At 72.2% G+C, this 19,087-nt stretch carries 21 protein-coding genes and 1 tRNA gene; 13 read left to right on the top strand and 9 right to left on the bottom strand.

The genetic code is table 11. The features are described 5' to 3' along the window. Positions 1-13: 13 nt before the first annotated feature. Positions 14-199 carry a DUF5703 family protein gene (locus ASG91_RS02715; RefSeq protein WP_056921039.1) on the top strand — a complete coding sequence of 62 codons (186 nt, stop codon included), beginning with the start codon at positions 14-16 and terminating at the stop codon, positions 197-199. A gap of 45 nt (positions 200-244) precedes the next feature. Here ASG91_RS02715 and ASG91_RS02720 read toward each other — a convergent pair whose 3' ends face one another. Together ASG91_RS02720 and ASG91_RS02725 are read right to left on the bottom strand one after the other, a co-directional pair. After that, on the bottom strand, positions 245-946 hold the full coding sequence (locus ASG91_RS02720) for a hypothetical protein (RefSeq protein ID WP_056921040.1): 702 nt from the start codon (positions 944-946) through the stop codon (positions 245-247). A 119-nt stretch (positions 947-1,065) separates the two neighbouring features. Continuing rightward, a complete protein-coding gene (locus tag ASG91_RS02725; protein ID WP_056921041.1) occupies positions 1,066-2,406 on the bottom strand; it encodes a M20/M25/M40 family metallo-hydrolase in 1,341 nt (446 codons plus the stop codon). Between the two features lie 150 nt (positions 2,407-2,556). Here ASG91_RS02725 and ASG91_RS02730 point away from each other — a divergent pair. After that, positions 2,557-2,644, top strand: a tRNA-Leu gene (locus ASG91_RS02730). Positions 2,645-2,702: 58 nt separating this feature from the next. On the opposite strand, the gene ASG91_RS02735 is transcribed toward ASG91_RS02730, so the two are convergent. Beyond that, positions 2,703-3,887 (bottom strand): phosphodiester glycosidase family protein, encoded by a 1,185-nt coding sequence (locus ASG91_RS02735; protein ID WP_056921042.1) that lies wholly within the window; start codon positions 3,885-3,887, stop codon positions 2,703-2,705. Positions 3,888-4,034: 147 nt separating this feature from the next. Between ASG91_RS02735 and ASG91_RS02740 the strand changes: the two genes are divergently transcribed. Further along, on the top strand, positions 4,035-4,763 hold the full coding sequence (locus ASG91_RS02740) for a sulfite exporter TauE/SafE family protein (protein ID WP_056921043.1): 729 nt from the start codon (positions 4,035-4,037) through the stop codon (positions 4,761-4,763). A gap of 103 nt (positions 4,764-4,866) precedes the next feature. After that, a complete protein-coding gene (locus ASG91_RS02745; protein ID WP_056921044.1) occupies positions 4,867-5,049 on the top strand; it encodes a hypothetical protein in 183 nt (60 codons plus the stop codon). Between the two features lie 28 nt (positions 5,050-5,077). Here the strand turns inward: ASG91_RS02745 and ASG91_RS02750 are convergent, their stop codons facing one another. Further along, positions 5,078-6,040 carry a sensor histidine kinase gene (locus ASG91_RS02750; RefSeq protein WP_056921045.1) on the bottom strand — a complete coding sequence of 321 codons (963 nt, stop codon included), beginning with the start codon at positions 6,038-6,040 and terminating at the stop codon, positions 5,078-5,080. 195 nt (positions 6,041-6,235) lie between these two features. On the opposite strand from ASG91_RS02750, the gene ald reads away from it, so the two are divergent. From ald to ASG91_RS02785, 7 genes are all read left to right on the top strand, one after another. Further along, entirely contained in the window at positions 6,236-7,357 is a 1,122-nt protein-coding gene (gene ald, locus ASG91_RS02755) for an alanine dehydrogenase (protein ID WP_056921046.1), read from the top strand. A gap of 48 nt (positions 7,358-7,405) precedes the next feature. Beyond that, on the top strand, positions 7,406-8,938 hold the full coding sequence (locus tag ASG91_RS02760) for an ATP-dependent DNA ligase (RefSeq protein WP_056921047.1): 1,533 nt from the start codon (positions 7,406-7,408) through the stop codon (positions 8,936-8,938). A gap of 101 nt (positions 8,939-9,039) precedes the next feature. Continuing rightward, a complete protein-coding gene (locus ASG91_RS02765; protein WP_056921048.1) occupies positions 9,040-9,228 on the top strand; it encodes a hypothetical protein in 189 nt (62 codons plus the stop codon). Between the two features lie 57 nt (positions 9,229-9,285). Continuing rightward, entirely contained in the window at positions 9,286-9,723 is a 438-nt protein-coding gene (locus tag ASG91_RS02770) for a MarR family winged helix-turn-helix transcriptional regulator (protein WP_056921049.1), read from the top strand. A gap of 35 nt (positions 9,724-9,758) precedes the next feature. After that, entirely contained in the window at positions 9,759-10,973 is a 1,215-nt protein-coding gene (locus ASG91_RS02775) for an MFS transporter (RefSeq protein WP_056921050.1), read from the top strand. Between the two features lie 29 nt (positions 10,974-11,002). Then, entirely contained in the window at positions 11,003-11,770 is a 768-nt protein-coding gene (locus ASG91_RS02780) for a HipA family kinase (protein WP_056921051.1), read from the top strand. After that, a complete protein-coding gene (locus ASG91_RS02785; RefSeq protein WP_056921052.1) occupies positions 11,767-12,162 on the top strand; it encodes a DUF3037 domain-containing protein in 396 nt (131 codons plus the stop codon). The genes ASG91_RS02780 and ASG91_RS02785 overlap by 4 nt, the downstream gene beginning before the upstream one ends. A 1-nt stretch (position 12,163) precedes the next feature. On the opposite strand, the gene ASG91_RS02790 is transcribed toward ASG91_RS02785, so the two are convergent. After that, positions 12,164-12,976 (bottom strand): RNA methyltransferase, encoded by an 813-nt coding sequence (locus ASG91_RS02790; protein WP_056921053.1) that lies wholly within the window; start codon positions 12,974-12,976, stop codon positions 12,164-12,166. Positions 12,977-13,108: 132 nt separating this feature from the next. Here ASG91_RS02790 and ASG91_RS02795 point away from each other — a divergent pair, with 132 nt between their 5' ends. Further along, positions 13,109-14,875 carry an Ig-like domain-containing protein gene (locus tag ASG91_RS02795; RefSeq protein WP_082593844.1) on the top strand — a complete coding sequence of 589 codons (1,767 nt, stop codon included), beginning with the start codon at positions 13,109-13,111 and terminating at the stop codon, positions 14,873-14,875. A 24-nt stretch (positions 14,876-14,899) separates the two neighbouring features. Here ASG91_RS02795 and ASG91_RS02800 read toward each other — a convergent pair whose 3' ends face one another. From ASG91_RS02800 to ASG91_RS02815, 4 genes are all read right to left on the bottom strand, one after another. Continuing rightward, positions 14,900-15,688 (bottom strand): sulfite exporter TauE/SafE family protein, encoded by a 789-nt coding sequence (locus ASG91_RS02800; protein WP_056921055.1) that lies wholly within the window; start codon positions 15,686-15,688, stop codon positions 14,900-14,902. A 90-nt stretch (positions 15,689-15,778) separates the two neighbouring features. Beyond that, the gene (locus ASG91_RS02805) at positions 15,779-16,936 is read right to left on the bottom strand and encodes an SPFH domain-containing protein (RefSeq protein ID WP_056921249.1); all 1,158 of its coding nucleotides are present in this window, start codon (positions 16,934-16,936) and stop codon (positions 15,779-15,781) included. 11 nt (positions 16,937-16,947) lie between these two features. After that, positions 16,948-17,415 carry an NfeD family protein gene (locus tag ASG91_RS02810; protein WP_056921056.1) on the bottom strand — a complete coding sequence of 156 codons (468 nt, stop codon included), beginning with the start codon at positions 17,413-17,415 and terminating at the stop codon, positions 16,948-16,950. A 47-nt stretch (positions 17,416-17,462) separates the two neighbouring features. Then, positions 17,463-18,281 carry an ABC transporter ATP-binding protein gene (locus ASG91_RS02815; protein WP_056921057.1) on the bottom strand — a complete coding sequence of 273 codons (819 nt, stop codon included), beginning with the start codon at positions 18,279-18,281 and terminating at the stop codon, positions 17,463-17,465. Between the two features lie 32 nt (positions 18,282-18,313). Between ASG91_RS02815 and ASG91_RS02820 the strand changes: the two genes are divergently transcribed. Then, positions 18,314-19,081: a hypothetical protein gene (locus tag ASG91_RS02820; RefSeq protein WP_056921058.1), complete on the top strand. Its 768-nt coding sequence runs from the start codon at positions 18,314-18,316 to the stop codon at positions 19,079-19,081. Positions 19,082-19,087: the final 6 nt, after the last annotated feature.

The raw sequence follows: 19,087 nt of genomic DNA on the forward strand, positions 1-19,087 counted from the left end.
AAAATGGCGCACGATGGTTGAGTACGAGTACCGCGTGGTGAGCTTCACCCGAACCGATTCACGATCCGACATCCGGCGGACGTTGACCGAGCATGCCGAGTACGGCCACTGGGAGCTGCACCGCACCCGGATCTACCTGGGTGGCCAGCAGCGGACCTGGTTGCGCCGCAAGATCATCCGCGTGCCTCGCCCGCACTGACAGTCGTCAGCGCGGGCGAGTCCCACAGCGGTCCTCGGCGCGCGCTCACCGGACGACTGCGAGCAGGTGGGCCTTGCGCAGGCACGCGAGGCCGAGGGCGAGCAACCCTCCCGCCAGCAGGAGGGTCGGGGCGACGTCGGTCCCGGTGAAGGCCAGCGAGGTCGGCAGGCCGGACCGCGGGTCGGCGGTCGGCCCGGGGCGCGAGGCATCCTGGGGCGCGGCCGGCGACTGCGGCGCGGCCGGGCTCGCGGCGGCGGCCTTCGGGCACGGGACGACGAGCGGCTGCAACGGCACCCCGGCGTCCACCAGCTCGGCGATGACGTCACGGTCGAGCACCACGATGGTCGCCTGCACCGGCACCACGTCATGTGGGACGCGGGCACAGACGCCCAGGAACTCCGCCACGGCCGCGTCCACTGCCGCACGGTCGTCGCCAGCCGGAGCCTGCACCTCGGCGCTGGCGCCGGGTGCGTCCTGCTGTTCGTCGGACGGGTTCTCGCCTGGGAGCCCGGGTAGGGCAGGTGGCGCCGGCGCCGACGGCACCGACGGGAGTGCCGGGGCGTTCGGGGGCGGGGGCGGCAGGGTAGGAGTGGCGGAGCCACCGAGCAGCTGGGTGACAGCCGCCGTCACCGGGTCGGGCAGGGTCGCGGCCTCAGCCGCTCCCCCCGACGACAACCAGACGAGGCCGCCCACTGCCAGCGCCCCTGCGAGCCGGGCCAGGTTCGTGCCCGGGGACTTGTGTGCCATCCGCTGCTCCTCCGTCGTCGATCTCTCATGAGTTCAAACGACGGGCTCGGCCCGCAGGCTACGCCCACGGAGGGGCAAAGTTTTCGGTATGCCGCGTGGCCAGCCACGCGGCATACCGCTCAGCAGGTGGCGATGAAGCGCTGGAGGACCCGCGTGCCGAACTCCAGTGCAGCCACCGGCACCCGCTCGTCGATGCCGTGGAACATCGGCGCGAAGTCGAGGTCGGCCGGGAGCTGGAGCGGGGCGAACCCGTAGCCGGTGATGCCCAGCTTGCTCAGGGCCTTGTTGTCGGTGCCTCCGGACAGGCAGTACGGCAGCACCTCGGCGCCGGGGTCCTCGGCCAGCAGGGCGGCCTTCATGGCGTCGACGAGCGGACCCTCGAACGGCGCGTCCAGCGCGATGTCGCGGTGCACGATGTCGACGGTGACGTGCTCGCCCGCGAGCTCGCGGATCGTGTCGAGGAGCTCGTCGTCGTGGCCGGGCAGGAACCGGCAGTCGAGCGAGGCCGAGGCACTCTGCGGGATCACGTTGTGCTTGTAGCCGGCCTCGGCCATGGTGAAGTTCGCGGTGTCCTGGAGCGTCCCGCGCACGAACCCCTGGGCGCCACCGAGGTGGTCGAGCAGCTCGTCGAGGTCCTCGTCGGAGTAGGACGTGCCGGTGAGCTCGGACAGCCCGTCGAGCAGCTCGCGGACCGAGGCGAGGTACTCGCGCGGCCACTTGTGCTCGTTGACCCGGGTGATCGCCTCGGCGAGGCGGACCAGGGCGTTCTCGTCGTTGGGCACCGAGCCGTGGCCGGCGCGGCCGTGGGCCGTCAGGCGCAGCCAGAGGATGCCCTTCTCGGCGGTCTGCACCAGGTAGGCGCGGGTCTCGCCGTCGGGGGTCGGGACGGTGACGCTGTAGCCGCCGACCTCGGAGACAGCCTCGGTGACACCCTCGAAGAGCTCGGGGTGGTGGTCGACGACGTGGTGGCTGCCCTTGACCCCGCCGGCCTCCTCGTCGGCGAAGAACGCGAACACGATGTCGCGCGGCGGCTTGGCGCCACGACGGGCGAGGTCGCGGATGTTGGCCAGGATCATCGCGTCCATGTCCTTCATGTCCACCGCGCCGCGACCCCAGATGCAGCCGTCCTTCAGCTCCGCGGACAACGGGTCCACCTGCCAGTCATCCGCATTGGCGGGCACGACATCGAGGTGTCCGTGGATGCAGAGGGCCGGTCGCGCACGGTCCTCGCCCTCGAACCGCACCACCACGCTGGTCCGGCCGGGGTCGCTCTCGACCACCGTGGGCTCCAGCCCGACCTCGCGCAGCTGGGCCACGACGTAGTCGGCCGCCTCGCGCTCCCCCGGCCCGCTGCCGTCGCCGTAGTTGGTGCTGTCGATGCGGATCAGGTCGCGGCACAGGCGCACGACCTCGTCGACGGGGCTGGTGGGCTGGCTGCTGGGCTCGGTGACCTCGCTCATGCCATCCAGACTAGGCGCGTCGGGTATGCCGTGCCCGTGGCGGTTCGCCCGGGTTCCGTTGAGGGCTGGGCCGTTTGGGAGTTGGGGTGGCCTGCGTGCTATCGTTCCGGGTCGCAGCAGGCGCTCCCCAAGAGGCCTGCGAAGCACCTTGTCCGGGTGGCGGAATGGCAGACGCGCTAGCTTGAGGTGCTAGTGCCCTTTATCGGGCGTGGGGGTTCAAGTCCCCCTCCGGACACCAACGCGAAGGACCCCGACACACACCGTGTCGGGGTCCTTCTGCGTGGGCCTCCTGCGGGTCAGCCGGCGGAGAAGACGTTCGGGACGGCCCGTTGCCACTCGGTGCCGGCCCGGTCCAGGCGGATGACCTTGCCACTGGAGGTGCGCGCCACCATGGTCGTCGAGCCGCCACCGTCGAGGTTGGTGGCGTCCCACGAGCCGAGCTTGGCCATGTAGTCGGCCATCTGGTGGATGGTGGCGCCCCCGTAGCGCACGCCGTCGACCGTGGCCCGACCCGAGGCGGTGACGAAGAGCAGGTCCCCGCTCTTGGTCCACCCGATGGCGGTGCGGGGCCGCAGCAGCTCGTCGCGGCTCGTGCAGGTGCCGCCGTTCTTGACGCCCTGGTTCAGGAACCGGGCTCCGCGGCCGACGGCCTCGTAGACCGGGAACGGGGCATCGGTGGAGGCGTGGTAGCTGATGGACACGCTGGTGCCGATCCGGAACGAGGCCAGCCAGCTCCCGGCCGTGCCGGTCGCTGTCAGGATGGTCTGCCCGGAGGCGGCGGTCTGGCCGCGCGTCGTGCCGGTGCGCACCGCGACGACCTTGCCTCCCGCGACGACGACGTCGGCGGTGCCGTACGGCCGACGGGCCTTGCCCCAGGACGGCGTGTAGGCGTTGATGCCACTGCCCGACAGGCTCTGCCAGTTGAGCCCGGTCACGGCCTTGTAGCCATGGCCGGTGGCGCTGACGCTGCCCGTGATCCACAGCCGCGACGGGAGGGAGCGGCCGTCCTTGGCGGTCACGATGGCCGGGTCGTGCGTCGATCGCGCCTTCCGGAGCCAGCCGGAGGTCATCTGCGGCAGGTCGGGCATGGCTCCCACGGTCGGGTTGAACACCCCGCCGTTGACCATCACGACGGCGGTCGGTGCGTCGAGGAAGTACGCCGACGGGATGCGTGCCGTGTTGAGGTTGGCCGCAGCGCGCACCCGGGGGTTCGCCGCCGACGCCGCCGGCACGGTCACGGCCACGATGCGGGTGGATGCCTGCGGGTTGCTCGGAGTGGGCCCGGTGTCCCAGATCCGGGCTGTCGCGCCACCGGCGAGCTGGGTCACGGTGGGCATGCGTGAGAGCAGGGTGGGCGTGGCCCGGCAGGTCGCGGCGTCCGCGGTCTGCGGGGTGGCCAGGGTGACGGTGCCGGTCAGGGTGGCCGCCAGGGCCACGGAGGCGCTCAGCGCCACAGCGGCGCGCCGCGTGGGTGCAGTCATCGGTACGGGTCCTTCGTCGTGCGCAGCCCGGGGGTCGGCTGCCTCACCCGGAAGCGTGCCGCATCCGGTGACCGTGCAGCGGGGGTTCCGGCGAACGGTGGCCGAACACCCGATAGGGCCGGGCCTGCGACTGGCTAGGGTCGCAGGGTGCTCGAGGCCCTGCTGCTCGTCGTCGCGGCGCTGCTGATCGGGTACGCCAAGACCGCGATCGGCGGCCTCGCGAGCATCAGCGTCGCCATCTTCGCGAGCGTGATGCCGGCGCGGGAGTCGACCGCGGCGATCCTGCTCCTCCTGATCATCGGCGACGTGGTGGCCGTGTGGCACTACCGGAGCGAGGCCGACTGGGGCCTGTTGCGCCGCCTCATCCCGGCCGTGCTCCCGGGGCTCGCCCTGGGCGCGGTGTTCCTCGCCGTGGTCGACGACACCGTCCTGCGCCGCTCCATCGGGGTGCTCCTGCTCGTCCTGGCCGCCCTCCAGCTGGCCCTGCGCTGGCGGTCGCCCGATGTCGGGAGGGTCGGCAGGTCCCGGAGCGCCGCGATCGGGACCGGGATCGCCGCCGGGTTCACGACCATGACCGCCAACGCGGCGGGTCCGGTGACGACGCTCTACCTCGTGGCGCAGGGGGTCGAGAAGCTGCGGTTCCTCGGGACCAGCGCACTGCTCTTCTTCGGGGTGAACCTCTGCAAGCTGCCCTTCAGCTTCGGGCTCGGCCTGTTCGGTGCCCACACCGTGCAACGCACCCTCCTGCTGGCGCCGTTCGTGCTGCTCGGCGCCTGGGCAGGGCTCCGGACGGTGCGGCGGCTGAGCCAGGCGCGGTTCGACCAGTCCGTGCTCGTCGCGTCTGCCGTGGCCGCCGTCGCCCTCATCGTCCGCTGAGACTGACTAGTCCTCACCCGTTCGGCCATTCCCGGTCGTGAACTCGGCCGACCCCCGGCGCGTCCGCGCACGGCGCTCTCATCCGGCTCCTACCGTCGAAGACGTGAGCACGCAGACCATCCACCGCACCACCAGCCACCACCCGCGCGTCCTGCGCGGGGCGCGGGGCTGGCTGTGGGTGTGCGACTGCGGCAGCGCGTCGTGCCGGACCCCCGCCCAGGCCCCGTTGCCCTGGCGCTCGGCCCTGATCGGTGCGCTCCTGCACTCGTCCACCATCGCGCCCTGACCGAGGGCTCCCCCGACACCTGGCGCTGCTAGAGCCAGGTGTGCACCCGCACCGTGGTGCCCGCCGCGGACGACCGCAGCTGCACGAGGTCGCACAGCTGGTTGACCATCCACAGCCCCCGGCCGTCCAGCTCCTCGGTCCCCGGCGCGAGCCGGCCCGCCAGCGGGTCCGCCACGACCCCTTGGTCGGTGACCTCGCAGACCAGCGCCTGGCTCGTCCTCCAGAGCCGCAGGGTGCCCCTCCCCCGACCGTGCAGGACCGAGTTCACCCCCAGCTCGTGCAGGGCCAGCCCGAGGTCGGCTGCGCGGTCGTCGGTGATGCCGCAGGCCCGGGCCACCTGCAACGCGAGGTCTCGGACCGCCCGGATCGTGGACGGTGTGATGGCCCGCACGATGGTGGCCGCCGGGGCCGCGGGCAGTGGGGACGCGAACGCGGCGGCGCCCAGGTCGTGGCCGCCGAACAAGGCGTTGGTGCGGGCCAGGCCGTCGCTGTCCGCCACCCACGGGTGCGTGTGCAGGGCCTCCTCGACCACCTCGTCGGTGAGGGCGCCGACCTCGTAGGGGCAGCGCAGCCACAGGGGTGCCGTCGCGGGGATCGCGTCGTTGAGCAACGCCTCGTGCAGCTGGCACTCGGTCACCTCGACACCGGTGCGACCCGCCCAGAGCGGCTCGCCCACACCGCGTGAGGGCCGGTCACCCGCCTCCGCGACGAAGTCCACCCAGGCCTGGATGAGGCACGCCGGGTTGGCACCCAGCGTCTCCATCTCCGCGAACCGCACCTGTGCGGCGGCCTCCCCCAGGGCGGCCCGCACCGCCCGGAGGCGCACGGCGGGAAGGGCCACCAGGGCGAGCTCACCCGCCACGACCCCCTGCCGCACGAAGTCCGCGGCGGCCCTGACGAAGGACCGCTGCCCGGACCACAGCATCACGTCGTGCACGTAGCCTTCGTGGGCGCGCCCCATCATCGGGCGGGGTGTGCTCGTCATGCTCATGATGACTCCGTGCGCGGGGGCGCCGGGCGACACCTCCCGGACTCCCGTCAGGGTACGCCCGTGCGAGCCGGCCCGAAGGGGAAATGGGAGGGCAGGAATCCGCCTCTCGCGCGCCTGCCGTCTGGGAGGCTGAGGTTGGCAGCGTGGCGCATCTCCGCCATTGTTCGAGGACCACTGCAACCCAGGAGGCTTTTGATGAAGGTCGGCATTCCGCGCGAGGTCAAGAACAACGAGTACCGCGTCGCGATCACCCCGTCGGGCGTGCACGAGCTCGTCGTCCACGGCCACGAGGTCTTCGTCGAGAAGGACGCCGGCGTCGGGTCGTCCATCCTCGACGCCGACTACACGGCTGCCGGCGCCACGATCCTCGACACCGCCGACGACGTCTGGGGCACCGGCGACCTGATCCTCAAGGTCAAGGAGCCGATCGAGCCCGAGTACCACCGGATGCGCGAGGGCCAGACCCTCTTCACCTACCTGCACCTCGCGGCCGACAAGCCGCTCACCGAGGAGCTCGTGAAGCGCAAGGTCACCGGGATCGCCTACGAGACCGTCGAGCTCCCCGACCGCTCGCTGCCGCTGCTGGCCCCCATGTCCGAGGTCGCCGGGCGGCTCGCGCCGCAGGTCGGCGCCCACACGCTGATGCGGGCCCAGGGTGGCCGGGGAGTGCTCATGGGAGGCGTGAGCGGGGTGTATGCCGCGAAGGTCGTCGTCATCGGCGCCGGCGTCTCCGGCATGAACGCCGCGGCCATCGCGCTCGGCATGCAGGCCGAGGTGCTCCTGCTCGACCGCGACATCGCCAAGCTCCGCCACGCTGACGCGATCTACCAGGGGCACTGCCAGACGGTGGCCTCCAACACCTACGAGATCGAGCGGGCCATCGAGGACGCCGACCTGGTCATCGGCGCCGTCCTCGTGCCGGGCGCCAAGGCCCCCAAGCTCGTGACCAACGAGCAGGTCTCGCGGATGAAGCCCGGCTCGGTGCTGGTCGACATCTCGATCGACCAGGGCGGCTGCTTCGAGGACTCGCGCCCGACGACGCATGCCGACCCGACCTACCAGGTGCACAACTCGGTGTTCTACTGCGTCGCGAACATGCCGGGCGCCGTGCCGCACACCAGCACCTACGCGCTCACCAACGTGACCCTCCCGTATGCCGTGCAGCTCGCCAACCAGGGCTGGCGCGACGCCCTCTCGGCGAACCGTCCGCTGGCGCTGGGCCTCAACACCCATGACGGCGCGGTCACCTATGCCCCGGTGGCTGAGGCGCACGGGTTCGAGTCGACCGACCTGCAGACCATCCTCGGGAAGGCCTGACACCCGGCTGTCCCCGTCCCTGTCACCCGCCCCGGCTAGCCTCGAACCGTGCTCTTCGCCGACGTCGTCGCCGCCTCGGCGGCAGCCACCGCCACCCGGTCACGGTTGGCCAAGACTGCTGCCGTGGCCGACGCGCTGCGTGCGGCCGGAGCCGACGATGCGGCGACGGTCGCGGCATACCTCTCCGGGGTGCTGCCGCAGCGACGCATCGGCGTGAGCTGGCGTGGCCTGTCCACCCTCCCCGCCCCCGCGGCGGAGGCGAGCGTGACCGTCGCCGAGGTCGACGCGGCGCTGGGCGAGATCGCGGTGATCGCCGGCAGCGGCTCCGCGGCCACCCGCACCGCGGCCGTGACAGCGCTGTTCGCCCGGCTCACGGAGCCGGAGCAGGACTACCTCCGGGCGTTGGTGACAGGTCAGGTGCGGCAGGGCGCGCTCGACGGCGTCATGCTCGCGGCCATCGCGCAGGCGGCCGACGTGCCCGAGGCCGCCGTGCGTCGAGCCACCATGCTGGCCGGGTATGCCGCGCCCGTGGCCGTCGCCGCCCTGACCGGCGGTGTCGCAGCGCTCGACGACATCCACCTCGAGGTGGGTCGGCCGATGCGCCCGATGCTGGCCGCGTCCGCGCCCGACGTCACGGCGGCCTGGGAGCAGGTCGGTGACACCTCCGAGGGAGTGGTGGTCGACGGCAAGCTCGACGGCATCCGGCTCCAGGCCCACCGGGACGGCGACGACGTGCGCCTGTTCACCCGGTCGCTCGACGACATCACCGACCGGCTGCCCGAGGTCGTCGAGGCGGTCCTGGCGCTGCCGGTCACCACGCTCGTCGTCGACGGCGAGGCCATCGCCCTCGACGAGACCGGCCGTCCGCTGCCGTTCCAGCAGACCGCTTCTCGCACCATGAGCAGCACCGGTGTCGACGAGCTCCGGGCCGCCGTGCCGGTGACCCCCTACTTCTTCGACCTGCTCCACGTCGACGGCGACGACCTGCTCGAGCTTCCCGCGTCCGAGCGCTTCGGCCGGCTCGCCGCGCTGGTCCCGCAGGCCAGCCTCGTGCCGCGCATCACCGCGGCCAGCCCGGCTGAGGCGACGGCGTTCTTCGACCAGCTCGTCCGCGACGGTCACGAGGGTGTCGTGGTCAAGTCGCCGAGCGCCCCCTACGCCGCCGGTCGCCGCGGTGCCGGGTGGGTGAAGGTGAAGCCACGGCACACCCTCGACCTCGTCGTGCTGGCGATCGAGTGGGGCAGCGGCCGCCGCAAGGGCTGGCTCTCCAACATCCACCTCGGCGCCCGGGATCCGGAGACCGGCGGCTTCGTCATGCTCGGGAAGACGTTCAAGGGCATGACCGACGAGATGCTGCAGTGGCAGACCGAGCGCTTCACCGAGCTGGCCACCGATGGCACCGACGGCTACGTCGTGCCGGTGCGGCCCGAGCAGGTCGTGGAGATCGCGTTCGACGGCATCCAGACCTCGTCGCGTTACCCCGGTGGGATGGCGCTGCGGTTCGCCCGGGTGCTGCGCTACCGCGACGACAAGACGGCCGAGGAGGCCGACACCATCGACACGGTGCGCGCGCTGCGCTGAGTGCGAGTCGGAGGGCGGGCGCACGTATCAGGCGCGACCTCACCAGCCTCCTTGAGTCAGGACGTGCCGCGGGGGGCGGCACGGACGAGGGGGACAGAACCATGCGGACACACCACATCACCAGGGGCGACACCGCCCACCACCACCCGCACGTGCTGCGGGTCAACACCGGCACGTGGCGCTGGCAGTGCGACTGCGGGGGTGCCTCGTGCCGCAGCAGCGTCGTGCAGCTGAGCTGGCGCGAGGCCGTCATCGGGGCGCTCAACCACGCCACCTGCCTGGCTGCCTGACCCAGGAGTGCACGGCGCGACGTGCATTACATAGGTTTCCTATGTAATGTGGGAGCCATGACCGATCGCGACGAGCTGGGCAACAGCGTCCTGCGTTCCGCGGCCCGGCTGACCCGCTGGGCATCGCGCAACGCGTCGTTCGACGTGCCGATGGCCCAGACCCGGCTGCTGGCCCTGGTCGAGGAGCTCGAGCCGGCCCGCATCAGCACGCTGGCCACCGCCGACCACACCAGCCAGCCGACGATGAGCCTGCAGGTGCAACGGCTCGAGGCGGAGGGCTGGACCGAGCGCGTGCCCGACCCGGCCGACGCCCGCGCCAGCCTCGTCTCGCTCACCGCCGCCGGGAGCGCGGCGCTCGGACGGGCCCGGCGGGCCCGGCTCGAGGCCCTCTCCCCCGTGTTCGAGCAGCTCGACGCCGAGGCCATCGCGCGGCTCGAGGTCGCCGTGGCGGCGCTCGACGACCTGCTGGCCCGGGCCGCCAACACCACCTCCTGAGCCCACTCCCCCAGAGAAAGAAGCTTGCACCCACCATGTGGCGCCAACCCAAGACCGTCTGGTCCGTCGCCTTCGCCTGTGTCATCGCGTTCATGGGCATCGGCCTCGTCGACCCCATCCTCAAGCCGATCGCCGACGACCTCGGCGCCAGCGCGTCGCAGGTCTCGCTGCTCTTCACCAGCTACATGGCGGTGATGGGGGTCGCGATGCTGGTGACCGGCTGGGTGTCCAGCCGGACCGGCGCCAAGCGGACCCTCCTGCTGGGGCTCGTGGTCATCATCATCGGCGCGGGCCTGGCCGGAGCCCAGGACTCGATCGGCGGGATCGTCGCGTTCCGCGCGGTCTGGGGCCTCGGCAACGCGCTGTTCATCGCCACCGCGCTAGCCACCATCGTCAGCGCCGCCCGCGGCTCGGTGGGCCAGGCGATCGTCCTCTACGAGGCGGCCCTCGGCGTCGGCATCGCGACCGGCCCGCTGCTCGGCGGGTGGCTGGGCGGACACTCGTGGCGCTGGCCGTTCTGGGGCGTCTCCGCCCTGATGGCCGTGGCCCTGGTCGCGATCCTGACCACCCTGCCGGCGACGCCGCCGACCGGCCCCCGGAGCAGCATCTCGGCACCGCTCAGGGCGCTCTCGCACCGCGGTCTGCTGACCGTCGGGATCACCGCACTGCTCTACAACTTCGGCTTCTTCACCTTGCTCGCCTTCACGCCCTTCCCGCTCGCCATGGGCGCCCACCAGGTCGGGCTCATCTTCTTCGGCTGGGGCCTGCTGCTCGCGTTCACCTCGGTGGTCGTGGCCCCACGGCTGCAGCGCCGGTTCGGGACACTGCCCGGCGTGATCGGCGCCCTGGTCGGGTTCGCCCTCATCCTGGCGGCGATGGCCATCGGCACCGACCACAAGCCGGTGCTGGTCGTCGGGGTGGTCCTCGCGGGTGCCTTCCTCGGCATCAACAACACCCTGATCACCGAGACCGTCATGAAGGTCTCGCCGGTGGAGCGCGGGGTGGCCTCGGCGGCCTACAGCTTCGTGCGGTTCGGCGGTGGCGCGATCGCCCCGTGGCTGGCCGGCAAGCTCGGCGAACGCTCGGTGCACGTGCCCTTCTGGGTCGGCTCGGGCGCGGTGCTGCTCGGCGTGGCCGTCCTGGTCACCGCACGACGGGAGATCACCGCCGTCGACCGGGAGCACGTCGACGAGACGGTCGAGCAGGGGCGGCCGCTCGAGGCCGCGGCGCTCACGGTCGGCGACGCCTGAGTCCGCTGCTTCCCCATAGGCTGGGCATCGTGCTCGACCAGGTCACCGCCACGCGCTACGTCACGCCCCTCAAGGAGGGCGGGTCGCTGCCGGGCATCGTCGAGGCCGACGACCTGGGCACCTACGTGCTGAAGTTCCGTGGCGCCGGCCAGGGCCCGAAGGTCCTCGTCGCCGAGGTGGTTGTCGGCGAGCTGGCCCGCGCGCTGGGGCTGAGCGTGCCCCGCCTCGCCGTCGTCGACCTCCAGGCCCCGATCGCCAAGTACGAGGCGGACGAGGAGGTCCAGGACCTCCTCACGGCCAGCATCGGACCGAACCTCGGGATCGACTTCCTCCCCGGCTCGTTCGGCTACGACGGCTCCCGGCCGCCGGCACCCGACACCGCCGCCGACATCCTCTGGCTCGACGCGCTCACGGCCAACGTCGACCGCACCTGGAGCAACCCCAACCTCCTCGTCTGGCACCGCGACCCGTGGCTGATCGACCACGGTGCCGCGCTCTACTTCCACCACGGCTGGCCCAGCCGCGGTGCCGACCCGGAGCGCTTCGCGGCCCAGCCGTTCGACGCCAGCACGCACGTGCTGCGCGACGTCGCCTCCAGCCCGGCCGCCGCCCACGAGCGGCACGCCCCCGCGCTCACCCGGGAGCTCCTGACCGAGGTGGTCGCGGGCGTGCCCGAGGTGTGGCTGGAGCAGGCGCCCGGCCTCGACACGGTCGACGCCGTGCGCGCGGCCTACGTCGACCACCTGGTGGCCCGCGTCGCGCAGCCACAGGCCTGGCTCCCGGGCGAGGCGTCATGACCCGCCACGGCTACCAGTACGTCGTCCTGCGCTGCGTGCCACGCGTGGAGCGCGAGGAGTTCCTCAACGTCGGCGTGGTGCTCTACAGCCAGTCCGCCGACTTCCTCGAGGCCGCCTACCGCGTCGACGAGGCGCGCCTGCACGCCTTCGCCCCCCACGTCAGCGTCGAGGACGTGGACCAGGCCCTCGAGACGATCTGCCAGGTATGCCGTGGGGTCACCGGCGGCGGGCTGCCCACCCTCGGCGGGCTGGGCCGCCGGTTCGGCTGGCTCAGCGCCCCGCGGAGCACCGTCGTGCAGCCCGGGCCGGTGCACGGCGGCCTCACCGAGGACCCGGCCGCAGAGCTGGCCGAGCTGCTGCGGCGACTCGTCGACCAGGCCCAGCCGTCCTGACCTAGCGCTTCGGGCGCAGCGCCCAGGCGGCCACGGCGCCCGCCGCGGCGACGTTGAGGGAGTCCACTCCCCCGGCCATCGGGATGGTGACAGTCAGGTCGGCTGCCTCGAGCGTGTGGTGCGACAGCCCGTCGCCCTCCGTGCCGAGCACGAGGGCCAGTCGCTCCGGTGGGTCAGCAGCCAGCTGGTCGAGGCTCACCGCGTCGTCGGCGAGGGCCAGGGTCGCCACCGTGAACCCGGCGGCCTGCAGCTCGGTGATGCCACCCGGCCACGGGTCGATCCGGGTCCACGGGACCTGGAACACGGTGCCCATGGAGACCCGGATCGCCCTGCGGTACAACGGGTCTGCGCACCGCGGAGTCACGAGCACCGCGTCCACGCCGAGCGCTGCAGCCGAGCGGAACACGGCGCCGACGTTGGTGTGGTCGACGATGTCCTCGAGCACCAGCACCCGACGGGCGCCGGCCACCAGCTCCCCGACGCCGGGCAGCTCGGGCCGTTGCATCGAGGCCAGCGCGCCCCGGTGCAGGTGGAATCCGGTGAGCTGCTCGATGACGTCGTGCTCGCCCACGAAGACCGGCACGCCGTCGGCCTCGGCCTCGGCCACGAGGTCGGCGAGGTCGGTCAGCCAGCGCTCCGCCATCAGGTAGCTGCGCGGTCGGTGCCCGGCTCGCAGCGCCCGGCGGATGACCTTCTCCGACTCGGCGATGTAGAGGCCGCGCTCCGGCTCGGTCCGGCGGCGCAGCGCGACGTCGGTGAGCGAGACGTAGTCGGCCAGCCGGGGGTCGGCAGGGTCGGTGATGGCGAGGGGCACGGCGAGCAGGCTAGGCCACCGCCGATTTCCGCGAAAAGCCTGCTGACGGCTGGGCCATCGGTCTACCGTTTGCGCAGCACAGCTGCGCCCGATGCAGGGTCGGTGACCGCGGTTGGGACGAGGGGGCTCGCGATGAGTGGACGTGGAATCTGGGCGCGGCTGGTGACCGGTGCGGTCGTGGTCGCGCCCCTCGCCGTGGTGGCCACCACGGCACCGGCCCTGGCCGCCGCGGAGAGCGAGACGTACCTGTCGTACGTCAGCGCCCCCGGCGACTACATCGGGCAGGGTCGGAGCGGCACCCTCGTCGCGCCCACGCAGTTCCGGATCAGCGGCACCGCTGGCTCGGTCACGGTCTCGGCCGACACCGGGTCGGAGTGGTGGGACGTCACGCTCGCCGCCCCCAAGGGCCAGCAGCTGACGACCGGGTCCTACGAGAACGCCACCCGCGCGCTGTTCAACAGCACGTCCGGCGGCCTCTCGGTCACGTCGACGGGGCGTGGCTGCAACCAGGTCAATGGTCGCTTCACGATCTTCGCCATCAGTGCGGACACCGCCGGGCGCATCACCTCCCTCGACGCGACGCTGACCCAGGTCTGCGACAACAGCACCGGAAGCCTGTCCGCCACCGTCAAGTACGCGGCGCCCTACGTCATCACCCCGGTGCTCACGTCCTCCAACCCCAGCGTCGTGGCCGACCAACCGGTCACGCTGACCGCGAGGACCTCGCCCGGCACGGCCGGGGGTGTCGTCTTCTACGACGCCACGACCCCCATCGGCCAGGGCTCCTTCGACACCAACGGCACCGCACGACTCACGACGTCCCGGCTCACCCCGGGCACGCACTCGCTCTACGCGAAGGTCGGGACCCTCACCTCCGCCCGGCTGGTCCAGGAGGTCGCCGTCCCGGACACCTCGCTGTGGTTCGGGAGCCTGGCCGGGGACTACATCGGGCAGGGGGCGTCGGCCAGCTACGTGCCGCCGACAGCCGCCATCACCGCACGAGGCACCGCCGGGCACGCCACCGTCTCGGTGGACTCGCCCGGCACCGACCAGTGGTGGACCCTCGACGTCGCGGCGCCCCCGGGCCAGACCTTGCAGGTCGGTTCCTACACCGGCGCGGTGCGGGCCCCGTTCCGTGGGGCAGGTCAGCCCGGACTGGACTTCTCGGGCACGGGGCGTGGCTGCAACACCCTCACCGGCGACTTCACCGTGAACAGCATCGCGACCGACCCCGCCGGGGCGATCACCAGCCTCGACGTGACGTTCCGGCAGTTCTGCGACAACGCCGTCGCCGCGATCTCCGGGCGGGCGCGGTACAACACCGTCGCGGCTGACCCGCGGGTGGCCTCCACGACCACCGTGACCGGTGGCGCGACCAGTGACGGCGGGGTCGCCCTCACCGCCACCGTGCAGGGCGGGACCGCGGTCCCGACCGGCCAGGTGACCTTCCGCGAGGGGTCGACGACGCTCGGGACGGTAGCCCTCGACGGCAGCGGCAAGGCCTACCTCCTCGTCCCCGGGCTACCTCGCGGCAGTCACACCCTCACCGGCGACTACGTCGGGAGCGCGACGCTCCTGCCGAGCAGCGGGGCGACGACAGTCGTCGTCCCGGGCGTCGCCACCACGACCTCGACCTCCGTCGCCAAGACCGGGAAGACCGGCAAGCCCCTGCCCGTGGCGGTCACGGTGACCGCAGCCTCCGGCCCCCGCCCCACGGGCTCCGTGCAGCTCTACGACGGCGCCGAGCCGGTCGGGACCGCCGCCACCCTCACCGACGGCAAGGCCACGATCGCCTGGACACCGGTCGCCAGGGGCAACCACAGCCTGACGGCGCGCTACCTCGGGAGCTCCGCGCATGCCGAGTCGGTCTCGGCGGTCACGGTGGTCAAGGTCACCTGACCGCAGCGTGGGCGTCGGCAGCCCTCAGCTGAACCACACGATCTTGATGATCCCGACCACCCCGATGACGACGATGAACCCGCGCAACACCACCGGTGGCAGTCGGCGGCCGACGGTCGAGCCGACCACCCCGCCGAGCAGCGACCCGACCGCGATGAGCAGGACGACCAGCCAGTCGATCAGCTCGTGGGCGACGACGACGAAGACGAGCGCTGCCACGGTGTTGACGACCAGGGCGAGCACGTTCTTGTAGCCGTTGAGGCGTTGCAGCGGCTCACTGCTGAGGACGCTGAGGACGCCCATGAGGATGACGCCCTGCGCGGCTCCGAAGTACCCGCCGTACACACCGGCCACGAACACCGCCGCCATGAGCAGGACCGTCGTGGCGCCACCGCGGTGAACCGGGTGGACCTCGTCCTCGCCCTCGCGCCGCGCGGCCGCTCGACGCTGGATCGCCGGACCGAGGACCACGAGCAGCACCCCGATCGCGATCAGCACGGGGACGATGGCCGCGAAGGCCGAGGCCGGCAGCACGCGCAGCAGGACGGCGCCGGTGATGCCACCAGCGAGGGACATCGGAACGAGTCGCCGGATGGCCGGGCCTGCGCCCCCGAGCTCGTGGCGGTACCCCCACGACCCGGTCACGCCGCCGCCGACCAGTCCGATGTTGTTCGAGATGTTGGCCGTAAGCGGCGGGTAGCCGAAGAACAACAGCGTGGGGAAGGTGATCAGGGTGCCCGAGCCGACCACGGTGTTGATGGTCCCCGCCGCGAGCCCCGCGAGGAAGATCCCGAGGGCTTCGAAGACGGACACCACGTCACCCTAGCGACGCCTCTCCCCCGCCCGGACACAGGTGTGCCGCCCGCGCACCTGCGCGGGCGGCATACCGAGGTGGGGTGGAGGTCAGGCCGGCGGCGGCTTGGGGTCCTCGTCGGTCTCCACGGGCGGGACCGCCGGCGGGGTCGGCGGCTCGAAGTCGGGCACCGCGTCGGCCGGCGGCTGCACCGGCGGCTGGACGCGCCGGACCGGGGCCGCGTGCTCGGTGGCCTCCTGGCTGGCCTTGCCGGCCAGCCCGCGGGCCTCGGCGAGGGCCTGCATCGGGTCCTCGAGCACCGTCTCGTCGAAGGCGTCGGCGAGCTGGCCGGGGTCGACCCACTCCTCGTCGCCCCCGTCGTCGGGGCCGTGCGGCTTGTCCGAGGCGCCGAGTGCTCCGCCGATGCCGCGAAGGGCGTCGGTCAGCTCGCTGGGGATGATCCACATCTTGTTGGAGTCACCGCGCGCGATCTGCGGGAGCACCTGGAGGTACTGGTAGGCCAGCAGCTTCTGGGTGGGCTTGCCGCGGTGGATGGCGTCGAAGACCTGCTGGATCGCGCGGGCCTGGCCCTGGGCCTCGAGGATGCGGGCCTGGGCGGAACCCTCGGCGCGCAGGATCTGGCTCTGCTTCTCACCCTCGGCGGTGAGGATCGCGGACTGCTTGGTGCCCTCGGCGTAGAGGATCTGGGCACGGCGCTCGCGCTCGGCCTTCATCTGCTTCTCCATCGACTCCTGCACGGAGTGCGGCGGGTCGATGGCCTTGAGCTCGACGCGGTTCACGCGGATGCCCCACTTGCCGGTGGCCTCGTCGAGGACCCCCCGGAGCTGGGCGTTGATCTGGTCGCGGCTGGTCAGCGTCTGCTCGAGGTCGAGCGAGCCGATGACGTTGCGCAAGGTGGTGACCGTGAGCTGCTCGATGCCCTGGATGAAGTTGGCGATCTCGTACACGGCCGACTTGGCGTCGATGACCGAGTAGTAGATGACCGTGTCGATGTTGACCACCAGGTTGTCGCTGGTGATCACGGGCTGGGGCGGGAAGGACACGACCTGCTCCCGCAGGTCGACGTTCGCGCGCACCTTGTCGACGAAGGGCACCAGGAAGTGGATGCCTCCCTCGAGGGTGCGCGCGTAGCGTCCCAGCCGCTCGATGATCAGGGCAGTCTGCTGGGGCACGATGCGGACCGTGCGGAAGAGCACGATCAGCGCAAAGGCGACCAGGATCAGCAGGACGATGAAGCCTGCTCCGATGCCGTCCACGTCTACTCCGTTTTCTGACCCGCCGTGACGCCGGTGACGATCACGGTGGCCCCCTCGATTGATACAACCCGGACCTCTTGGCCGGGCTGGCATGTGGCATCCCCCTGCGGGGTGCGGGCGGACCAGGTCTCGCCGCCCACCTTCACGCGACCGTCGGTCGCGGTGACGGCTTGCAGCACGCGGCCGCTGCGGCCCACGAGCCCGTGGGCTCCGATGCCGTGGCTCGCCTCGGCCACCATGAACTTGCGGGTGATGACCGGCCGCACCAGGAGGAGCAGCAGACCGGCCACGACGACGGCGACCACGACCTGGGCCGGGAAGGGCACCCCGACCGCGGAGGCCGCGGCGCCGGCCGCGGCACCGCCGGCCAGCATGAGGAACACGAAGTCGACGGTGGCAGCCTCGATGGCCGCCAGGATCAGTGCCAGACCGAGCCATGCCAGCCACGGGTTGTCCGCGAACCAGTCCATGACACCCCTCCCTCTCAGCAGTTCCACCACTCAGTGGTCCAGCAACTCTAGGACGAAGGAGGGGCCTCTGACGTTCCTTCGGCGACCTTCAGTCGGGCCGTCCACCGGTCGCCGCGGCGCTCCAGTTCGAGCGGCATCCCGAAGGTCTCGGAGAGGTTCGCCTCCGTGAGGGTGATCTCGAGCGGCCCCTGGGCCACGATGCGCCCGTCGCGCAGCAGCAGGACGTCGGTGAAGTGGGGCGGGATCTCCTCGACGTGGTGGGTGACGAGGATCAGTGCGGGTGCCTCGACGTCTGCGGCCAGCACACCCAGCCGGCGCACGAGGTCCTCGCGACCACCGAGGTCGAGGCCTGCGGCGGGCTCGTCGAGCAGCATCAGCTCGGGGTCGGTCATCAGCGCCCGGGCGATCTGGACCCGCTTGCGCTCCCCTTCGGACAGGGTGCCGTAGGTGCGGTCGGCCAGGTGGTCCGCCCCGAGCGCGGCGAGCAGCTCGGAGGCTCGGGCGTGGTCGAACGTCTCGTAGCTCTCGCGCCAGCGACCGACGACTCCGTAGGAGGCGGTCACCACGACGTTGTGGACCACCTCGTCGAACGGGATGCGCTCGGCCAGGGCGGCCGAGGCGAGCCCGATCCGCGGCCGGAGCTCGAAGACGTCGACCGCTCCCAGCACCTCGCCCAGCACGCCGGCCACGCCACGCGTGGGGTGCATCCGTCCGGCAGCCAGCTGGAGCAGCGTCGTCTTGCCGGCGCCGTTCGGGCCGAGGATGACCCAGCGCTGTCCCTCCTCGACCTCCCAGGAGACGTCGTCGAGCAGGGTCGCCTGACCCCGGACGACAGTCACTCCTGCGAACTCAAGGACGTCACTCATGTCACGGGACCCTATCGGCTTAGCATGACGGGATGCCCGAACTCCCTGCGTCCGTGCGGCTTTCGCTGTGGACCACCCACGCCTGGGCGACAGGGACCCCACTCGAGGACGCCCTCGCCCGCGCCCTGCCCGACATCGACCACGTGGCTGGCGACCTCGACCGCCTCGCGCTGTGGCACGACCTCGGGGAACAGGCCCTCCTCGTGGCGCTCCCGGCGCCGGGCGACCTCGTCGGCCTCCCGGGCGCGTCGGTCGAGGCCCAGGGTGCCGCGGCCGTGGGGGGCGAGTGCGTGTTCGTCCCCGGCCTCGGCGGGATGCTCGTGCCCACGATCTCGACGTACGGTGCCGGTCCCGAGGGTGGGCTGGACGTCGGCACCCGGGTGGACTGGACGGCATACGACGCGCAACCGGTGCCCCGGCACCGCGTGGAGGCGCTCGAGCCGTCACAGCTCGAGCGGCACCTGCGCGACGAGATCCGCACCGCCACCGAGGCCATCGACGCGGTCGGCGGCCAGCCGTTCGGCGCCACCGCTGCCCGCGAGCTCGCCGATGCCGCCATGGGTGGTCGCTGGGGGCTGCCGACCGGGCTGCCGGGCCGGGCCGCTCGCGTCATCGCCCTGGCCGGCACGATCGACACCGTCGTCGACGTGGCCCTGGCGGCGGGCGACGGCGCCCTCACGGCGGCGGAGGCAGGCGCCCGGCACCGCCTGCTGCTGCGCCTCCAGCGGGCCTCGGAGCGCGCGCTGGCCGATGCCACGAACGCGGCCTGCGCGGTGCTGGCGGGCTGGCGACCGGCCTGAACTCGC

Origin of the sequence: Phycicoccus sp. Soil802, assembly GCF_001429605.1 — a bacterium.
Lineage (GTDB): Bacteria > Actinomycetota > Actinomycetes > Actinomycetales > Dermatophilaceae > Pedococcus.

Excerpts from the sequence above, each read along its gene's own strand:
- ASG91_RS02715 (WP_056921039.1), top strand. The coding sequence starts at position 14 with ATGGTTGAGTACGAGTACCGCGTGGTGAGCTTCACCCGAACCGATTCA.
- ASG91_RS02720 (WP_056921040.1), bottom strand. The coding sequence starts at position 946 with ATGGCACACAAGTCCCCGGGCACGAACCTGGCCCGGCTCGCAGGGGCG.
- ASG91_RS02725 (WP_056921041.1), bottom strand. The coding sequence starts at position 2,406 with ATGAGCGAGGTCACCGAGCCCAGCAGCCAGCCCACCAGCCCCGTCGAC.
- ASG91_RS02735 (WP_056921042.1), bottom strand. The coding sequence starts at position 3,887 with ATGACTGCACCCACGCGGCGCGCCGCTGTGGCGCTGAGCGCCTCCGTG.
- ASG91_RS02750 (WP_056921045.1), bottom strand. The coding sequence starts at position 6,040 with ATGAGCATGACGAGCACACCCCGCCCGATGATGGGGCGCGCCCACGAA.
- ald (WP_056921046.1), top strand. The coding sequence starts at position 6,236 with ATGAAGGTCGGCATTCCGCGCGAGGTCAAGAACAACGAGTACCGCGTC.
- ASG91_RS02765 (WP_056921048.1), top strand. The coding sequence starts at position 9,040 with ATGCGGACACACCACATCACCAGGGGCGACACCGCCCACCACCACCCG.
- ASG91_RS02770 (WP_056921049.1), top strand. The coding sequence starts at position 9,286 with ATGACCGATCGCGACGAGCTGGGCAACAGCGTCCTGCGTTCCGCGGCC.
- ASG91_RS02775 (WP_056921050.1), top strand. The coding sequence starts at position 9,759 with ATGTGGCGCCAACCCAAGACCGTCTGGTCCGTCGCCTTCGCCTGTGTC.
- ASG91_RS02785 (WP_056921052.1), top strand. The coding sequence starts at position 11,767 with ATGACCCGCCACGGCTACCAGTACGTCGTCCTGCGCTGCGTGCCACGC.
- ASG91_RS02795 (WP_082593844.1), top strand. The coding sequence starts at position 13,109 with ATGAGTGGACGTGGAATCTGGGCGCGGCTGGTGACCGGTGCGGTCGTG.
- ASG91_RS02810 (WP_056921056.1), bottom strand. The coding sequence starts at position 17,415 with ATGGACTGGTTCGCGGACAACCCGTGGCTGGCATGGCTCGGTCTGGCA.
- ASG91_RS02815 (WP_056921057.1), bottom strand. The coding sequence starts at position 18,281 with ATGAGTGACGTCCTTGAGTTCGCAGGAGTGACTGTCGTCCGGGGTCAG.
- ASG91_RS02820 (WP_056921058.1), top strand. The coding sequence starts at position 18,314 with ATGCCCGAACTCCCTGCGTCCGTGCGGCTTTCGCTGTGGACCACCCAC.